Below are 15,505 nucleotides of genomic sequence, written 5' to 3' on the forward strand. Positions count from 1 at the left end.
GCGGCCGCACGGTGCCGGTACGGCCGGCCCCGCTCAGGCGAACTCGGGTGCCGGCACGGCGGGCCCGCCCAGCGCGTCGCGCCGCTCGGGAGGCGTCAGGCTGACCATGCGCCGCCAGCCGAACAGCCGCTCGTAGGCGTGGACGGCGTGGATCCCTGCCGCCAGCACCGCGGCCTTGGCCGGGGACCAGCCGAGGACGCGGCCCATGTGGTCCATCACGGCGAGGCTGACGTCGCGGTACACCCGGATCTCGGCGAGGGCGCACTCGCGCAGGATGTGCTGGATCGTCCGGCCGTGCCCGGCTGCCGCGAAACGCAGCAGCTCCTCGTGGCAGTACGCGAGGTGGTTGTCCTCGTCGCTCGAGATCATCCTGACCGCGCGGCCCAGGTCGGGGTGGTCGGCGAAGTACTTGCGCAGCAGCTGCATCTGCTCGGACGCACGCTGTTCGGTCACCCGGCTGTGGGCCAGGTACGTGATGATGTCGCGCTCGGTGAGCGGCTCCTCGCGCCCCAGCTGCTCATGGGCGAGCCCGATGCCGTGCTTCTCCAGCAGCATCGTGTAGTCGGTCTCGTGCGGGACCGGGACCGCCGTCAGACCGCGCTTCCTCAGCAGGGCGTTGAAGATCCGCCCGTGCTTGTCCTCGTCGGCACCGTGCCGGGCGATCTTCGGGGCCAGCCCGCGCTGGCTCGCGGGTACGAGGGCCGCGATGCGACCGTTCTCCCAGCCGCCCTGGGACTCCCCGCTGGCGGCGATGGAACAGAACAGCCGGAACGATTCGTCGTCGTCGAGAATCTCCTGGAACAGGTTCTTTGCCGAGAGCATCTCTGCCACCTCCGTGCCGGCGTCTGCCGAGCGACAGTCAAATGTGCCCGGCCCCGACGGGCAACAGGAGCGCCCCCTCACTGGGCCGAACGGGGTACCGCCCTCCCGGCGGCCCCACCCCGGAGAACCGTTTCCGCACAGGCCCCGTAACCCAACCGCCCACGCAGCGTTGTTCCCGGTGACGGCCGTGGCGGGGAGGCCCCCCGAGCCCCCACCACGGCCGTAGTGCTGCCCGGGGGCTGTCCCGTAGGACCCCGCGAGCCCGTCAGGGACGGCGGGACAGCCCTCAAGCGAGCCCGGACCGCTCCAGCGCGTCCGTGCCGGCCCGCAGCGCGGCGATCCGCTCGTCGAGCGTGAATCCCGCGGGTGCCAGGGTCAGGGTCGTGACGCCCGCGGCCGCGTACGCCTGCATCCGGTCGGCGATCCGCTCCACCGATCCCAGCAGCGTGGTCTGGTCGATCAGCTGGTGCGGTACGGCGGCGGCCGCACCGGCCTTGTCGCCCGACAGGTACTTCTCCTGGATCTCGGCGGCTTCCTTCTCGTACCCCATGCGCTGGGCGAGCTGGTTGTAGAAGTTCTGCTTGGGGCTGCCCATGCCCCCCACGTACAGCGCGGTGTACGGCCGGAACATGTCGGCGAGGCCCTTGATGTCGTCGCCCACGGCGAGCGGCAACGTCGGACAGACGTCGAAGCCGTCCATGGTCCTGCCGGCCTTCTCGCGCCCCGCCCGCAGGTACTTCATCGCGGTGTCCTCGAGATGGTCCGCGGACGGGAAGATCAGCAGGGCGCCGTCGGCGATCTCGCCGGTCTGCTCCAGGTTCTTCGGACCGATCGCGGCGATGTACAGCGGAATGTGCTCGCGCTGCGGGTGGACGGTCAGCTTGATCGGCTTGCCCGGACCACCGGGCAGCGGGAGCGTCCAGTGCTGCCCCTCGTACGAGAGCCGCTCCCGGGCCATCGCCTTGCGGACGATCTCGACGTACTCCCGGGTGCGGGCGAGCGGCTTGTCGAACTTGACGCCGTACCAGCCCTCGGAGACCTGCGGCCCGGACACCCCGAGGCCGAGGCGGAAACGGCCGCCGGACAGGGAGTCGAGGGTGGCCGCGGTCATCGCCGTCATGGCGGGCTGACGGGCCGGGATCTGCATGATCGCGGAGCCGACGTCGATGGACTCGGTCTGCGCGGCGACCCAGGACAGTACGGTCGGCGCGTCGGAGCCGTAGGCCTCGGCCGCCCAGCAGACGTCGTAGCCGAGCCGGTCGGCCTCCTGCGCGACGGCGAGGTTGTCGCCGTCCATTCCCGCACCCCAGTAACCGAGATTGATGCCGAGCCGCATAGCCGCTCCCCTTACTGATCAGTAACGTCCCTGTGCTCCGGACTCTAGCGCGCGGGAAGGCGATACGGCAGGGGCAACCCGCGCCCCGGTTGTCCACAGGCCTGCGACGCGTGGAGCTCTGGCCAGTAATCTCAGCGCCCATGGAGCAGAGGCATCTCGGCCGCACCGGCCTTCGAGTGTCCCGGATCGGGCTCGGCACCCTCACCTGGGGCCGGGACACCGACGAGCACGACGCTGCCGAGCAGCTGAAGGCCTTCTGGGAGGTGGGCGGCACCCTGGTCGACACGGCGGATGTGTACGGCGGCGGGGAGGCCGAGTACCTGCTCGGGCAGCTTGTCGGGAGCCTGGTGCCGCGGCGCGATCTGGTCATAGCGACCAAGGCCGGAAGCGTGGCGGATCCGTACCGCAGGTTCAACGGCTCGCGCGGACATCTGCTGGCCGCCCTGGACGCCTCGCTGGCACGTCTCGGCACGGACTACGTGGATCTGTGGCAGGTCCACGCCTTCGACCCCATGACCCCGCTGGACGAGACGCTCCAGGCACTGGACATCGCGGTCTCCAGCGGACGCGCCCGTTATGCGGGGGTGTCCAACTTCTGCGGCTGGCAGCTGGCGAAGGCCGCGACCTGGCAGCTCGCCTCGCCCGGGGTGCGGACCCGGCTGGCCAGTACGCAGATGGAGTACTCGCTGCTGCAGCGGGGCGTGGAACGCGAGGTCCTGCCTGCCGCGCTCGACCTCGGCGTGGGGCTGCTGCCGTCCTCGCCGCTGGGCCGTGGTGTGCTGACCGGGAAGTACCGCACGGGCACCCCGTCGGACTCGCGCGGCGCCTCCGAGCTGCTGGCCCCCTTCGTCGAGCCGTACCTCGACGACCCGGCGAGCCGCATCGTGCACGCCGTGGCGACTGCGGCCGACGGCCTGGCCACCACGGCGCTCCAGGTGGCGCTCGCCTGGGTACGGGACCGGCCGGGCGTGGTGGCCCCGATCATCGGCGCGCGCAACGCGCAGCAGCTCACGGAGGCATTGTCAGTGGAGGCGCTTAGTCTTCCTGACGAGATCTGCCAGGCGCTCGACGATGTGTCGGCGCCCGTGCACCGCTATCCCGACCAGGACTGGAGCACGCTGTGACTGCGCTTCCCCGGGGGGAATCCCCCGGCCCCTCGGCCACCGACGACGACAGCGTCGTCGCGGACGAGCCCGCCACCGCACCCGCACCCGCACCCGCCGAGGAGGCCGCTGCCGGGGCCGACGACCTGGCCGACGAAGGGGAGACGGCCGGGGGTCCCGAGGGGACGGACGGGTCCGCACCCTCGGAGGACACCGTCGCGGGCGCGGACGGGGCCCCCGAGGGCGCCGCCGGCGCTGCCGCGGCGCTCTCCGAGGCCGAGGCGGAGCTGGCCGCCCAGCGCGAGCTGCGGGAGCGGATCGAGAAGCGCAAGGCCGAGAAGGAGGGCCCCATCGCCGCCGGTGCGAAGCTGAGCGGCCCGGCGGCCGATCTGCTGGCGGCGGTACGGGCCGTGGAGAGCGGCGAGAAGCCCAGCACGGCGTTCTTCGACTCCCCCGCCCCTTCCCCCGCCCGCCGGAGCGCCCCCGCGCCGACGCCGGTGCGCGAGCGGGCCCCCGAGCCGGTCCACGCGCCCCAGGACGCGTCGCCGGAGGCCGTGGCCGCCGTGGCGGCCGTGCTGGCCGAGGGAGGCGCTCCGGAGGCACTGGCCACCCCGGCAGCCGGCACCCTGGGCGGGCAGGCCGGCGAGATCCTGCGCGCGGACCCGTGGCAGTTGCTGGCCCTGCCCGGAGTCGGCCCGGAACAGGCCGACGGCTTTGCCCGGGCGCTCCTCGGCGCCGGCTGCGGCCCCGATGACGAGCGGCGCACCGCCGCCCTCGTCGGCTGGCTGCTGGAGCGTGCCGCGTTGCAGGGCCACACCGCGCTGGACGCGGAGCAGGTGCGCGCCGCACTCACCGGGCGGGCGGTGGCCGACCCCGACGCGGCGGTGCAGCACGCCATCGCCGAGGGCGTCGTCCTGGTCTTCCAGGACGGCCCGGAGGGCGAGCAGACCGACGACAGCGGCGGGACCGAAGAAGACGCGGAGCCGGCGGCCGAGCAGGAGCCGGTCCAGGTGTTCCTCGGCCTCGACCGTTACGCGCTGGCGGAGGAGAGCCTCGCCGACGGACTCGCCCGGCTGGTCAACGCCTGCGAGAAGGACGCCGACTGGTCGGACGCCGCCGCGGCGGCCCCGTCCCCCTCGGCCGCCGAACTGATCCGCACCGCCGCGGCCCACGGCCTCGTCGCACACACGGGTGGCGAGGCGGCGAGGGCCGAACCCGCGGCGCTCATCGCCGCCGCCGGCGCTCTCGGCCTGCGGGCCCTCGGCGCCACGCACAGCGTGGACGGCAGGCAGCGGCTGGCCGGGGCGGTCGGCGACCCCTCGGCGGCCGTCACACTCGCCGGGCTCCTGTCCGGCGCGGAAGGCCCCGGCCGGGACGAGGAGGGGGCACTCGCCCTCGACCTGCTCGTCGTGTTGGACGCCCCTCAGCTGGACGTCGAGACCGGCGCCATGCTGGTGGAGTCCCTCGCCGACGGCACCCGGCTGGTGCTCAGCGGCGATCCGGGCGTGCTGGAATCGGCCGGTGCGGGGCGGGTGTTCGCCGATGTCCTGGCCGCCCGCGCCTGCCCCCGGATCGTCTCCCGCACCCCGGACCCCGGTCCGATCGGCGAGCTGGTCTCCGGCATCGGCATCGGGGAGCTGAACCAGGTGGAGGCACCGGGCAAGGAGGTCGTGATCGTCCCCGTGCGCGACGCGGGCGAGGCCGTGCACCGCACGGTGCAGCTGGTCGCCGATTCCGTGCCGCGTGCCATCGGGGTGCCGTCCTCGGACACCCAGGTCATCACCGTCGGCCACGGCGGCTCGGCCGGCACCCGGGCGTTGAACGAGGCGCTCAAGCAGCGGCTCAACCCGGGCCCCGGCCGCTTCGGCGGTTTCGATCCGGGGGACAGGGTGGCTCATGTCCCCGCGCCGGGCAGGACCGTGCCCGGTGTGGTCGTCTCCGCCGATGCCGAGGGACTGCACCTGGACTGTGCGGGGAGCCCCGTCGTCGTACCGCAGGAGCGGGTGGCCGCCTCCGTGCGGCACGCCTGGGCACTGAGCGCCCACCAGGCGGCGGGGATGCGGTGGCCCGCGGTCGTCGTCGTGCTGCCGGGTGACGCGGCTCAGGGGCTGAGCCGCCCCTGGGTCTACACCGCGTTCGGCCGGGGGGAACGGCATCTGTCCGTGGTGCACGGTGTCGACCAGGCCCTGCCCCGCGCCGTGGCCCAGTCCCCCGCCCAGGACCGCACCACCCGGCTGCGCACGCTGCTGGAGGCGTCCGGCGCCTGACGGCCCCTGCGGACCGGGCGGGCGCGTCGTGCGTCCGCCCGGCACTCTTCGGTACGGCTCCGTCAGGGGCAGGAGGGAGGGATCAGGTCCTGTCCCTCGTCAGACCGTCCAGTTCCTCGTCCAGATCGTCCTCGTCGAAGACCGCGCTGACGTCGAAGCGGCAGACCACCAGCTGCGGATCCGCGTCGTCGAACGGGGCGCCGAGCCACTCCCCCGGCTCCGGCAGCTCTTCCGCCGCCGCGACCCAGAGCGTGGAGTCGCCCTCCTCCAGGCCGAACTCCGTGTGCCGGGAGGCGATCTCGTCCGCCTCGTACTCCCCGAACAGCACCCCCAGCGCCGCATGGACGCTCCTGCCGACCACGGCGGCGCCCTCGCTGCCGCGGTCGTCCGGGTCCACGTCGGCGACGCGCTGCGCCTGCGCGAGCAGCCGCTGCGGCTCCACCACCGCGTAGTCACGGCGGATCAGCACGCTGAGCGCGTTCGGCTCCTCCGGGCCGCTGTACGGCGGCAGGGAGTCCTCCACCCCCGGAATCTCGAACGGGGTGACCTCGTCATGGCGGTCGTAGAGGAGTTCGTCGTAGACCTCGGCCGCAGCGGCCAGTGCGTTGAACGCGTCGTAGACAGCGGGGTCGTCGTCCCCGGACCGGCGTTCGACCGCCGCGAGGTGGTGGTCGATCGCGGCTTTGACCGCATCGGCGGCGGCGCGTACCTCGGCAGCGGTGGGCTGCGCAGCATCAGACATAGGGCAGACGCTATCCGTACACGGGCTCTGCCCGCACAATAGATGCGATGCCGGAATACGAATTTGTCGACGTGTACGTGCCGCGCGGGGTGTCCCGGAAGGAGACGGCCCGCCTGCTGACCGACCATGCCGAGTACGGGCACTGGGAGTTGGACCGACTGACGCTGCGCCTGGACGGCAGCCGCCGGGTGCGGCTGCGGCGGCGGATCATCCGCCAGCTGCGCGCCACCTGGTGAGACGGAACGGGCCCCGCTGCCGCGGGGCCCGTTCCCTTCACCGTGCTACCTGCTGCCGTCTGTCTCTAGGCGGCGGCCCTGCCGCGGCGGTACAGCACCGTGCCCGCGCCTGCGAGCAGCAGACCCGCGCTCGCCGGGATGAGCAGGTCGAGCCCGCCCCCTCCGGTGTGCGCGAGTTGCGGAGTGCTCGCCGGCAGGGTCTGCGGCTCGGGCGCGTTCGGGATGGTGCGCGGTCCGGGCACCGGCGGTGCCTCGTGGGTGACCGGGGTGATCGGAACGACCGGCGGCGCGCTGTCGTTCTCGCACGTGTTGCCGGTCACGGGGTTCAGCAGGCCACCGATGGTGACGCTGTTCCCGCAGGCGTTCACGGGGATGTCGATGGGCACCTGGATCTGGTTGCCCGAGAGCAGGCCGGGAGAGCCGTGTGCCGTCCCCTCTGCGGTTGCCCCGCCCCCGTTGCCGCTGCTGACCGCCCGGTGCTTCCCGGTGCCCGCCCGCACGCCCTGGCCGCGGCCGTCCGACGCCCGGCTGTCCGAGGCGTGGCGGCCCGGGGTCCCGGAGGCCGAGCCGTGACGGCCTGTGGCCGCCCGGTCCGAACCGTTCCCGCAGGCGCTGCCCGCCGCTGGGTTGAGCAGTCCCACGACGCTCACGGAGTTGCCGCAGACATTGACCGGTACCTCGACCGGGATCTGTACCGTATTCCCTGAAAGCACCCCCGGGGAATTCGATGCGCCGCCGGCCGCTCCCGCGTCGGCGTGCGCGTAACCACCACTGAGCGCGAGCACGCCGCCCGCAGCCGCCATGGTGATCAGGCCTTTACGCGTGACCTGTCGCATAGGTTGTTTCCTGCCTTCTACCTTCCGGAATACCCCCGGACTTGACCGTGCGGGGGCAAAGGACCCGACGGCCCCGGAGCACATGGCGTGCGCTCCGGGGCCGAGCGGGCTCAAACCCTTGCGGGTTGACGCACAACGTCAGTCGTTGACGCAGGCGGTGCCGAAGGCAGGGTTGAGCAGCCCGATCACGGAGACCGAGTCGCCACACACCTCCACCGGGACGTGCACGGGAACCTCGATGACGTTGCCCGAGAGCACGCCGGGGCTGCCGACAGCGGCACCCTGGGCGCCCGAGTCGGCGACGGCCATACCGGCACCCGCGAGCACCAGACCACCGGTGACAGCCGCAGCGGCGACGATCTTCTTGATCATTATTCCTCCTAGTTGGCAAATGCGGTCCCAGCCGCGGACCGCATCACCTGTAACGAGGAAGAAGTAATCGGGCTACGAGCGATCCATCCCTTTCACTCGTTCCGGTTAGGTACGTACACACTGGCGAATAGCGCGACAGGATCTCGGCTGTTCAGCTGTGGTCGATGAAACGGTCGAGTACCCGCGCTCCGAACTTCAGGCCCTCGACCGGTACGCGCTCGTCCACACCGTGGAACATGCCCGCGAAATCGAGCTCCGGCGGGAGCTTCAGCGGAGCGAATCCGAAGCAGCGGATGCCCAGATCGTCGAAGGACTTGGCGTCCGTACCACCGGAGAGCATGTACGGGACCGCCCGCGCGATGGGGTCCTCGGCCTTGAGCGCGACCTGCATCGCGTCCACGAGCGAGCCGTCGAAGTCGGTCTCCAGCGCCTTGTCGCCGTGCACGTCCTCGCGCTTGACGCGCGGGCCGAGGATCCGGTCGAGGTCGGCCAGGAACTCCTGCTCGTACCCCGGCAGGAAGCGGCCGTCGACATGAGCGGTCGCCTGCCCCGGGATCACGTTCACCTTGTAGCCGGCGCCGAGCATGGTGGGGGCCGCGGAGTTGCGCAGGGTCGCGCCGACCATCTTGGCGATGCCGCCCAGCTTGGCCAGCGTGGCGTCCATGTCCTCGGGATCGAGCGGGGTGCCGAGCGCGTCGGACAGCTCGTCCAGGAAGGAGCGCACGGTCTTGGTCACCCGGACCGGCCAGTTGTGCCGCCCCAGCCGCCCTACGGCCTCGCACAGCTCGGTGATCGCGTTGTCGTCATTGGTCATCGAACCGTGGCCGGCCGTGCCGTCCACGGTCAGCCGCATCCAGTGCATGCCCTTCTGCGCGGTCTCCACGAGGTAGAGCCGCAGGTTCTCGTTGACCGTGAAGGAGAAGCCGCCGACCTCCCCGATGGCCTCGGTGACGCCCTCGAACAGGTCGGGGTGCTTGTCGACGAGGTACCGGGCCCCGTACGTACCGCCCGCTTCCTCGTCCGCGAGGAAGGCGAGCACGATGTCGCGCGGGGGCTTGCGGCCGCTGCGCATCCGGTCGCGCACGACCGCCAGGGTCATCGCGTCCATGTCCTTCATGTCGACCGCGCCCCGGCCCCACACGCAGCCGTCCGCGATCTCCCCGGAGAAGGGGTGGTGCGTCCAGTCGTGGGCGTTGGCCGGGACGACGTCGGTGTGGCCGTGGATCAGCAGGGCCGGCTTGGACGGGTCCTCGCCCTCGATCCGCGCCACCGTGGAGGCGCGGCCCTTGTGGGACTCGAAGATCTGCGGCTCCAGCCCGACCTCCGCGAGCTTCTCCGCCACGTACTCGGCGGCCAGCCGCTCGCCCGGTCCCGAGTGATCCCCGTAGTTGCTGGTGTCGATCCGGATCAGGTCACGACAGAGGTCGACGACCTCGTTCTCGGCGCTCTCACCCGAGCCGGTCCTGGCCGCTTTGGTCTCACTCACGCTGGTTCCCTCCGCTGTCGCTGTGGTGCTCTCCCTCATCCTCCCGCGCCCGGCCCGCGTACCCAAGGCCACCCGCCCCTCGTCATCCGGCTGTCACACCGACCGGGGCGTGATCGAGCACCCCCCAATGTTTGCTATGGTTTTCCACGTCGGAACGGGCCGGGCCCGCGAGACAGACACCTAGTCCGGGTGGCGGAATGGCAGACGCGCTAGCTTGAGGTGCTAGTGCCCTTTATCGGGCGTGGGGGTTCAAGTCCCCCCTCGGACACAGAGCACGTGCCGATCAGGAGAGATCCTGGTCGGCACTTTGCGTTGTCGGGACTGCCACGGCCGGGGAAGGCCCTGCAGCCGCGGCTGAGGCAGCCGGCGCCCACCGCGCCGCTGCCGTTCTCATCGTGAGCGGTCACTGCGGAACCATCCGTGCCACCACCCTTGTTGAAACGGTTCATTCCTGGTTAACGTCACCCTCGGAAGGGTGTTTCCGAACGAGGAGAACCATGAGCCGCACCGACACCGACACGCTGCCCTGGTACGAGGATCCGAGCCCGGGTTCCGGTGGGCTCGCGCCGCGCTCCTGGTGCCCTACGTCCGATGCCTGGCGGATGCCCCTGAACGGTGAGTGGGCCTTCCGGCTCTCACCCGGGGCAGGCGTCGAGGACGAGTCGTTCGCCCGGCCGGGGTTCGACGCCTCGGCATGGGGGACGGTCGCGGTGCCCGGTCACTGGGTGCTCCAGGGCGCAGGCGGCGCTCCCGCGTACACGAACGTCGTCTACCCCTTCCCCGTCGATCCTCCGCGGGTGCCGTCCGAGAACCCGACCGGTGACCATCTGCGGGCGTTCACGCTGCCAGGGGACCGGCCGCGGGACGGCGAGTTCGTGCTCCGGTTCGAAGGCGTGGAGTCCTGTGCCCGGGTCTGGCTCAACGGGCAGGAGCTGGGCGACTTCAAGGGGTCCCGCCTGCCGCACGAGTTCGCCGTGGGCGATCTGCTGAGTCCCGGCGAGAACGTCCTCGCCGTACGGGTCCACGCCTGGTCGTCGGGGAGCTACCTGGAGGACCAGGACCAGTGGTGGCTGCCGGGCATCTTCCGTGAGGTCACCCTGCTGCACCGCCCGCAGGACGCCGCCCGGGACTTCTTCGTGCACGCGGGCTACGACCACCGGGAGGGCTCCGGGACGCTGCTCGTGGAGTGCGAGGGGGCCAGGGGCCGGGTCCTGGTGCCCGAGCTGGGAGTCGACATCGCCGCGGGCGAGTCCGTGACCCTGCCGGTCGAGCCGTGGACCGCCGAGACTCCCCGGCTGTACGACGCGGAGCTGGTCACGGCCGGCGAGCGGACTCCCCTGCGGATCGGCTTCCGCACGGTCGTGGTCGAGGACGGGGTCATCAAGGTCAACGGCAGGCGACTGCTGTTCCGCGGGGTGAACCGGCACGAGTTCCACCCCGAGACGGGCCGGGCCGTCGACGCGCAGACGATGCGGCGCGATCTGGTGCTGATGAAGCAGCACAACATCAACGCCGTGCGGACCAGCCACTATCCACCGCACCCCGCCTTCCTCGACCTGTGCGACGAGCTCGGGCTCTGGGTGATCGACGAGTGCGATCTGGAGACACATGGCTTTGTCGACCTGGAGTGGCGGGGCAACCCGGTCGACGACGAGCGGTGGACCCCCGCGCTGCTCGACCGGGCGGCCCGCATGGTCGAGCGCGACAAGAACCACGCCTCGGTGATCATCTGGTCACTGGGCAACGAGTGCGGTTCGGGCAGCGGCCTGACCGCGATGGCCGAATGGATCAGGGGGCGGGACCCGGAGCGGCTGCTGCACTACGAGGGCGACCTCTCCTGCAAGGACGTCGATCTGTACTCGCGGATGTATCCGACGCACGCCGAGGTCGAACTCATCGGCAAGCGTGCGGAGGAACCCTGGGGTGACGCGGAACTCGACGCCCGGCGGCGTGCGATGCCCTTCATCATGTGCGAGTACGGGCACGCCATGGGCAACGGGCCGGGCGGCCTGAGCGAGTACCAGCGGCTCTTCGAGCGGTACGAGCGCTGCCAGGGCGGCTTCGTCTGGGAGTGGATCGACCACGGCTTCGCCCATCCCGAGCACGGCTTCGCCTACGGCGGGGACTTCGGCGAGGAGCTGCACGACGGCAACTTCGTCTGCGACGGCCTCCTCTTCCCGGACCGCACACCGTCCCCCGGGCTCGTCGAGTACAAGAAGGTCATCGAACCCGTGCGGATCGGCCCGGGGCCGGCCCCCGGTTCGTTCTCGGTCACCAACGGCCACGACTTCGCCGGGCTGGGGCATCTGGAATTCCTCTGGTCGCACGAGGTGGACGGCACGGTCGTCGCCTCGGGCACCCTGGCGGTGCCGGAGCTCGCGCCCGGCGCGTCGGCGGAGGTGACACCCGGCGCCGCAGGTGACGGCCTGTGGACGGTACGGGCGGTACTCGCCGAGGACACCGCCTGGGGCGAGCGCGGGCACGTGGTGGCATGGGGCCAGGTGGAGACGGGTGCACCGGCCGCCCCGGCACCGGCGGCCGGTGCACGGCCGGTGCGGTCCGGTGGCGTGATCACCCTCGGGCCGGGCGTCTTCGACGCGGCGACCGGGGCTCCGGTGCGCATCGGGGGCGTTCCGGTGGAGGGGCTGCGGCTGGATGTGTGGCGGGCACCCACCGACAACGACAACGGGGCGGCCTGGCAGCCGGACGAGCGGTACGGGCTGCGCTGGCGGGAGCTGGGGCTGCACCGGATGCGGCACCGCGTCGACGCGGTCGAGGCGGACGAGGACGCGCTGACGGTACGGACCCGGGTGGCGCCGGCCGGCTGGGACCTGGGGCTGCGCACCACGTACCGGTGGACGGCCGCCGGGGACCGGCTCGGGCTGACGGTGTCCGTGGTGCCGGAAGGCGACTGGCGGGTGCCGCTGCCCCGGCTCGGCATCCGGTTCGGGCTGCCCGCGGCGTACGGCGGTGCGCGGTGGTTCGGCGGCGGGCCGGGCGAGGCGTACCCGGACACCCGGGCCGCCGCGATGCTCGGGCAGTGGCAGATGGAGGTGGACGCGCTCCAGACCCCGTACGTCAGGCCTCAGGAGAACGGGGCCCGGGTGGACGTCCGGTGGGTGGAGCTGACCGGCGCCGGCGGTACGGGGCTGCGGGCGGAGGGCGGCACACCGTTCTGGTTCACCGCGCGGCGCTGGACGAGCGAACAGCTGGACGCGGCGGAGCACGTGCCGGATCTGGTGGCCGGGGACCGCGTCTGGGTCAACCTGGACCACGCGGTGCAGGGCATCGGCTCGCAGTCCTGCGGACCGGGCGTACTGCCGGAGCACCGGCTCGACGCGGCGCCGGCGGAGTTCTCGTATCTGTTCTCGGCACTGGGCTGATCCCACGGATCCCATGCCCCGCCCCGCCCCGATCAGCGCGGGGCGGGGCGGGACGGGGACCTTGGCGGACGATCGGGGTGACCGGTACAGGGTGTCCGCCCCCCATGCGTTGAATCCTTTCATTCCCGAGGGGTTGCCCAGCGGCGTGGCGTCGGCGTTTTGCTGCGCACTCGTGGGCCCCCGTGGCTGTGGAAGGATGCCGGGCACCATGAGAACCAGCACCAAGGCGTCCGGTGGGCCCCGATGAGGGGCCGCGCGAAGCCTCCGCCGTCACCGTTGCCCCAGCGCGACGGGGTCGATCCGGTCCGGGTGCGGCTCCCGGAGGATCCGGACGGGCAGTGGCCGACGGTCCGTGATCACCTGCTGGCGCGGTTCGCCGGCGCGATCGGCGCGGAGCGGGTCGACGCCATGCTGGCAGGGGGCCGGTTCGTCTCCGTCCAGGGCACGGTGACGGGCCACGAGCCGTTCGCGGCGGGCCGGTACCTCTGGTTCCACCGGGACTTCGCACCGGAGGAGCGGGTGCCCTTCCCGGTCGGTGTGGTGTACCGGGACGAGCATCTGGTCATCGCGGACAAGCCGCACTTCCTGGCGACGACGCCGCGGGGCCGGCACATCACCGAGACCGCGGTGGCCCGGCTCCGCCGCGAACTGCGGCTGCCACTCCTTCAGCCCGCCCACCGGCTGGACCGGCTGACCGCGGGTCTCGTCCTCTTCGTCGTGCGGCCGGAGGAACGGGGCGCGTACCAGACGCTGTTCCGCGACCGCCTGGTCGCCAAGGAGTACGAGGCGGTGGCAGCGTACGAACCGCGGCTGCTTCTCCCGCGTACCGTGCGCAGCCGCATCGTGAAGGAGCGCGGGGTGATCGCCGCCCGCGAGGAGCCCGGCGAGCCGAACAGCGAGAGCCGGATCGAGCTGCTGGAGCACCGGGAAGGGCTCGGCCGCTACCGGCTGCGGCCCGCCACCGGGCGCACGCATCAGCTCCGGGTCCATATGAACAGCCTCGGTCTGCCGCTCGTTCACGACCCGGTCTATCCCGTGGTCGAGGCGGAGGGCGAACCCGACGACTTCGCGCACCCCCTTCAACTGCTGGCCAGGGTGCTGGAGTTCACCGACCCGGTCACGGGAGAGCCGCACCGCTTCGAGAGCGGGCTGCGGCTCTCCGCATGGCCGGAGGAATAGCCCCGGGCGTCAGTGGCCGCGGGCGATCCACTCGTCCAGGTGCGGGGCCTCCGCGCCGATGGTCGTGGAGTCGCCGTGTCCGGTGCGGACGGTCGTCGCCGGGTCCAGGGCGAGCAGCCGGTCCCGGATCGAGGCGACGATCGTCGGGAAGTGCGAGAACGACCGCCCGGTGGCGCCGGGACCGCCCTGGAAGAGCGTGTCGCCGGTGAAGACGGTGGTCAGCTCGGGGGCGTACAGGCAGACGGCGCCGGGGGCGTGCCCCGGGGTGTGCAGGACCTTGAGGGTCGTGCCGGCGACCCGCAGCTCCTGGCCGTCGGCCAGTTCGCCGTCCGGGGCCCGGTCCGGGTGGGTCTGCTCCCACAGCGGCAGGTCGTCGGGGTGGAGCAGGACCGGTGCGCCGGTGGCGTCGGCGAGCGCCGGGGCTGCGTCGATGTGGTCGTTGTGCGCGTGGGTGCAGATGATGGCGCGCAGCGTACGTCCGCCGAGGGCAGCCTGGATGGCGGCGGCGTCGTGGGCGGCGTCGATGACGACCGCCTCGGTGTCGTCGCCGACGATCCAGACGTTGTTGTCGACGTCCCACTCGCCGCCGTCGAGGGCGAAGGTGCCGGAGGTGACGAGGTGGTCGATGCGGGCGGTCATCAGAAGACCACCACCGAGCGCAGGACGTCGCCGTCGTGCATCCGGGCGAAGGCCTGCTCGATGTCGCCGAGGCCGATGGTCTCGGTGACGAACGCGCCGAGGTCGATCCGGCCCTGCTGGTGCAGGTCGATGAGCATCGGGAAGTCGCGCGAGGGCAGGCAGTCGCCGTACCAGGAGGACTTGAGCGAGCCGCCCCGGCCGAAGACGTCCAGGAGCGGGAGTTCGAGCTGCATCTCCGGCGTGGGGACGCCGACCAGGACGACGGTGCCCGCGAGGTCGCGGGCGTAGAAGGCCTGCTTGTACGTCTCCGGGCGGCCGACTGCCTCGATCACGACATCGGCACCGTTGCCGCCGGTGAGCGAGCGGATGGCCTCGACCGGGTCGCCGGTGCGGGAGTTGACGGTATGCGTGGCACCCATCTTCTTCGCCGTCTCCAGCTTGCGGTCGTCGATGTCCACGGCGATGATCTTCGCCGCTCCCGCCAGCCGTGCGCCCGCGATCGCCGCGTCTCCGACCCCGCCGCAGCCGATGACCGCGACCGAGTCGCCGCGGCCGACCTGGCCGGTGTTGATGGCGGCGCCGATGCCCGCCATCACGCCGCAGCCGAGGAGTCCGGCGACGGCCGGGGAGACCTCGGGGTCGACCTTGGTGCACTGGCCGGCGGCGACGAGGGTCTTCTCGGCGAAGGCGCCGATGCCGAGCGCCGGGGACAGCTCGGTGCCGTCCAGCAGGGTCATCTTCCGCTTGGCGTTGTGCGTGTCGAAGCAGTACCACGGGCGGCCGCGCAGACAGGCGCGGCACTGTCCGCACACGGCACGCCAGTTGAGGACCACGAAATCGCCCGGCTCGACGTCGGTGACTCCGTCGCCCACCGACTCCACGATGCCCGCGGCCTCGTGGCCGAGGAGGAAGGGGAACTCGTCGTTGATGCCGCCCTGCTTGTAGTGCAGGTCGGTGTGGCAGACGCCGCACGCCTGGATCTTCACCACGGCCTCACCGGGGCCGGGGTCCGGAATCACGATCGTCTCGACCCGTACCGGCTCGTTCTTTCCCGGTGCGATGACCCCTTGTACGTGCTGCGCCATTCCCGTGGTCTCCCTTTCC

General features: G+C 72.0%; 13 protein-coding genes and 1 tRNA gene. 6 read left to right on the forward strand and 8 right to left on the reverse strand.

Annotation, left to right across the window (positions count from 1 at the left end):
* Positions 1 to 33 precede the first annotated feature (33 nt).
* Both SH922_RS07450 and SH922_RS07455 read right to left on the reverse strand, forming a co-directional pair.
* Entirely contained in the window at positions 34 to 822 is a 789-nt protein-coding gene (locus SH922_RS07450) for a ferritin-like domain-containing protein (RefSeq protein ID WP_393056182.1), read from the reverse strand.
* Between the two features lie 286 nt (positions 823 to 1,108).
* Positions 1,109 to 2,158 (reverse strand): LLM class F420-dependent oxidoreductase, encoded by a 1,050-nt coding sequence (locus SH922_RS07455; RefSeq protein WP_393056184.1) that lies wholly within the window; start codon positions 2,156 to 2,158, stop codon positions 1,109 to 1,111.
* A 140-nt stretch (positions 2,159 to 2,298) separates the two neighbouring features.
* Between SH922_RS07455 and SH922_RS07460 the strand changes: the two genes are divergently transcribed.
* Positions 2,299 to 3,282 carry an aldo/keto reductase gene (locus SH922_RS07460; protein ID WP_393056186.1) on the forward strand — a complete coding sequence of 328 codons (984 nt, stop codon included), beginning with the start codon at positions 2,299 to 2,301 and terminating at the stop codon, positions 3,280 to 3,282.
* A complete protein-coding gene (locus tag SH922_RS07465) occupies positions 3,279 to 5,528 on the forward strand; it encodes a helix-hairpin-helix domain-containing protein (RefSeq protein ID WP_393056188.1) in 2,250 nt (749 codons plus the stop codon). Before SH922_RS07460 ends, SH922_RS07465 begins: the two co-directional genes overlap by 4 nt.
* A gap of 82 nt (positions 5,529 to 5,610) precedes the next feature.
* On the opposite strand, the gene SH922_RS07470 is transcribed toward SH922_RS07465, so the two are convergent.
* The gene (locus SH922_RS07470; protein ID WP_393056191.1) at positions 5,611 to 6,270 is read right to left on the reverse strand and encodes a hypothetical protein; all 660 of its coding nucleotides are present in this window, start codon (positions 6,268 to 6,270) and stop codon (positions 5,611 to 5,613) included.
* Between the two features lie 47 nt (positions 6,271 to 6,317).
* Here SH922_RS07470 and SH922_RS07475 point away from each other — a divergent pair, with 47 nt between their 5' ends.
* Positions 6,318 to 6,506, forward strand: coding sequence for a DUF5703 family protein (locus SH922_RS07475; RefSeq protein ID WP_136328229.1), 189 nt, complete (start codon positions 6,318 to 6,320; stop codon positions 6,504 to 6,506).
* A gap of 65 nt (positions 6,507 to 6,571) precedes the next feature.
* Here SH922_RS07475 and SH922_RS07480 read toward each other — a convergent pair whose 3' ends face one another.
* From SH922_RS07480 to SH922_RS07490, 3 genes are all read right to left on the reverse strand, one after another.
* Positions 6,572 to 7,342, reverse strand: coding sequence for a chaplin family protein (locus SH922_RS07480; RefSeq protein WP_393056194.1), 771 nt, complete (start codon positions 7,340 to 7,342; stop codon positions 6,572 to 6,574).
* A 138-nt stretch (positions 7,343 to 7,480) separates the two neighbouring features.
* Entirely contained in the window at positions 7,481 to 7,714 is a 234-nt protein-coding gene (locus SH922_RS07485; protein WP_393056196.1) for a chaplin, read from the reverse strand.
* Between the two features lie 151 nt (positions 7,715 to 7,865).
* Positions 7,866 to 9,200 (reverse strand): M20/M25/M40 family metallo-hydrolase, encoded by a 1,335-nt coding sequence (locus SH922_RS07490; protein ID WP_393056198.1) that lies wholly within the window; start codon positions 9,198 to 9,200, stop codon positions 7,866 to 7,868.
* A 183-nt stretch (positions 9,201 to 9,383) separates the two neighbouring features.
* On the opposite strand from SH922_RS07490, the gene SH922_RS07495 reads away from it, so the two are divergent.
* From SH922_RS07495 to SH922_RS07505, 3 genes are all read left to right on the forward strand, one after another.
* A tRNA-Leu gene (locus SH922_RS07495) sits at positions 9,384 to 9,468 on the forward strand.
* Between the two features lie 229 nt (positions 9,469 to 9,697).
* Positions 9,698 to 12,583 (forward strand): glycoside hydrolase family 2 TIM barrel-domain containing protein, encoded by a 2,886-nt coding sequence (locus tag SH922_RS07500; protein WP_393056200.1) that lies wholly within the window; start codon positions 9,698 to 9,700, stop codon positions 12,581 to 12,583.
* A 243-nt stretch (positions 12,584 to 12,826) separates the two neighbouring features.
* Positions 12,827 to 13,762 (forward strand): pseudouridine synthase, encoded by a 936-nt coding sequence (locus SH922_RS07505; protein WP_393056203.1) that lies wholly within the window; start codon positions 12,827 to 12,829, stop codon positions 13,760 to 13,762.
* A gap of 9 nt (positions 13,763 to 13,771) precedes the next feature.
* On the opposite strand, the gene SH922_RS07510 is transcribed toward SH922_RS07505, so the two are convergent.
* A complete protein-coding gene (locus tag SH922_RS07510; protein WP_393056205.1) occupies positions 13,772 to 14,401 on the reverse strand; it encodes an MBL fold metallo-hydrolase in 630 nt (209 codons plus the stop codon).
* Positions 14,401 to 15,486 (reverse strand): S-(hydroxymethyl)mycothiol dehydrogenase, encoded by a 1,086-nt coding sequence (locus SH922_RS07515; RefSeq protein ID WP_393056207.1) that lies wholly within the window; start codon positions 15,484 to 15,486, stop codon positions 14,401 to 14,403. The genes SH922_RS07510 and SH922_RS07515 overlap by 1 nt, the downstream gene beginning before the upstream one ends.
* Positions 15,487 to 15,505 lie beyond the last annotated feature (19 nt).

Origin of the sequence: Streptomyces sp. LN549 (assembly GCF_043203805.1) — a bacterium.
Taxonomy (GTDB): domain Bacteria; phylum Actinomycetota; class Actinomycetes; order Streptomycetales; family Streptomycetaceae; genus Streptomyces.

Bases quoted from the DNA above. Each gene is read 5' to 3' on its own strand.
- SH922_RS07475 (WP_136328229.1), top strand. From the start codon at position 6,318: ATGCCGGAATACGAATTTGTCGACGTGTACGTGCCGCGCGGGGTGTCC.
- SH922_RS07500 (WP_393056200.1), top strand. From the start codon at position 9,698: ATGAGCCGCACCGACACCGACACGCTGCCCTGGTACGAGGATCCGAGC.
- SH922_RS07460 (WP_393056186.1), top strand. From the start codon at position 2,299: ATGGAGCAGAGGCATCTCGGCCGCACCGGCCTTCGAGTGTCCCGGATC.
- SH922_RS07455 (WP_393056184.1), bottom strand. From the start codon at position 2,158: ATGCGGCTCGGCATCAATCTCGGTTACTGGGGTGCGGGAATGGACGGC.
- SH922_RS07470 (WP_393056191.1), bottom strand. From the start codon at position 6,270: ATGTCTGATGCTGCGCAGCCCACCGCTGCCGAGGTACGCGCCGCCGCC.
- SH922_RS07450 (WP_393056182.1), bottom strand. From the start codon at position 822: ATGCTCTCGGCAAAGAACCTGTTCCAGGAGATTCTCGACGACGACGAA.
- SH922_RS07505 (WP_393056203.1), top strand. From the start codon at position 12,827: ATGAGGGGCCGCGCGAAGCCTCCGCCGTCACCGTTGCCCCAGCGCGAC.
- SH922_RS07515 (WP_393056207.1), bottom strand. From the start codon at position 15,486: ATGGCGCAGCACGTACAAGGGGTCATCGCACCGGGAAAGAACGAGCCG.
- SH922_RS07480 (WP_393056194.1), bottom strand. From the start codon at position 7,342: ATGCGACAGGTCACGCGTAAAGGCCTGATCACCATGGCGGCTGCGGGC.
- SH922_RS07485 (WP_393056196.1), bottom strand. From the start codon at position 7,714: ATGATCAAGAAGATCGTCGCCGCTGCGGCTGTCACCGGTGGTCTGGTG.
- SH922_RS07510 (WP_393056205.1), bottom strand. From the start codon at position 14,401: ATGACCGCCCGCATCGACCACCTCGTCACCTCCGGCACCTTCGCCCTC.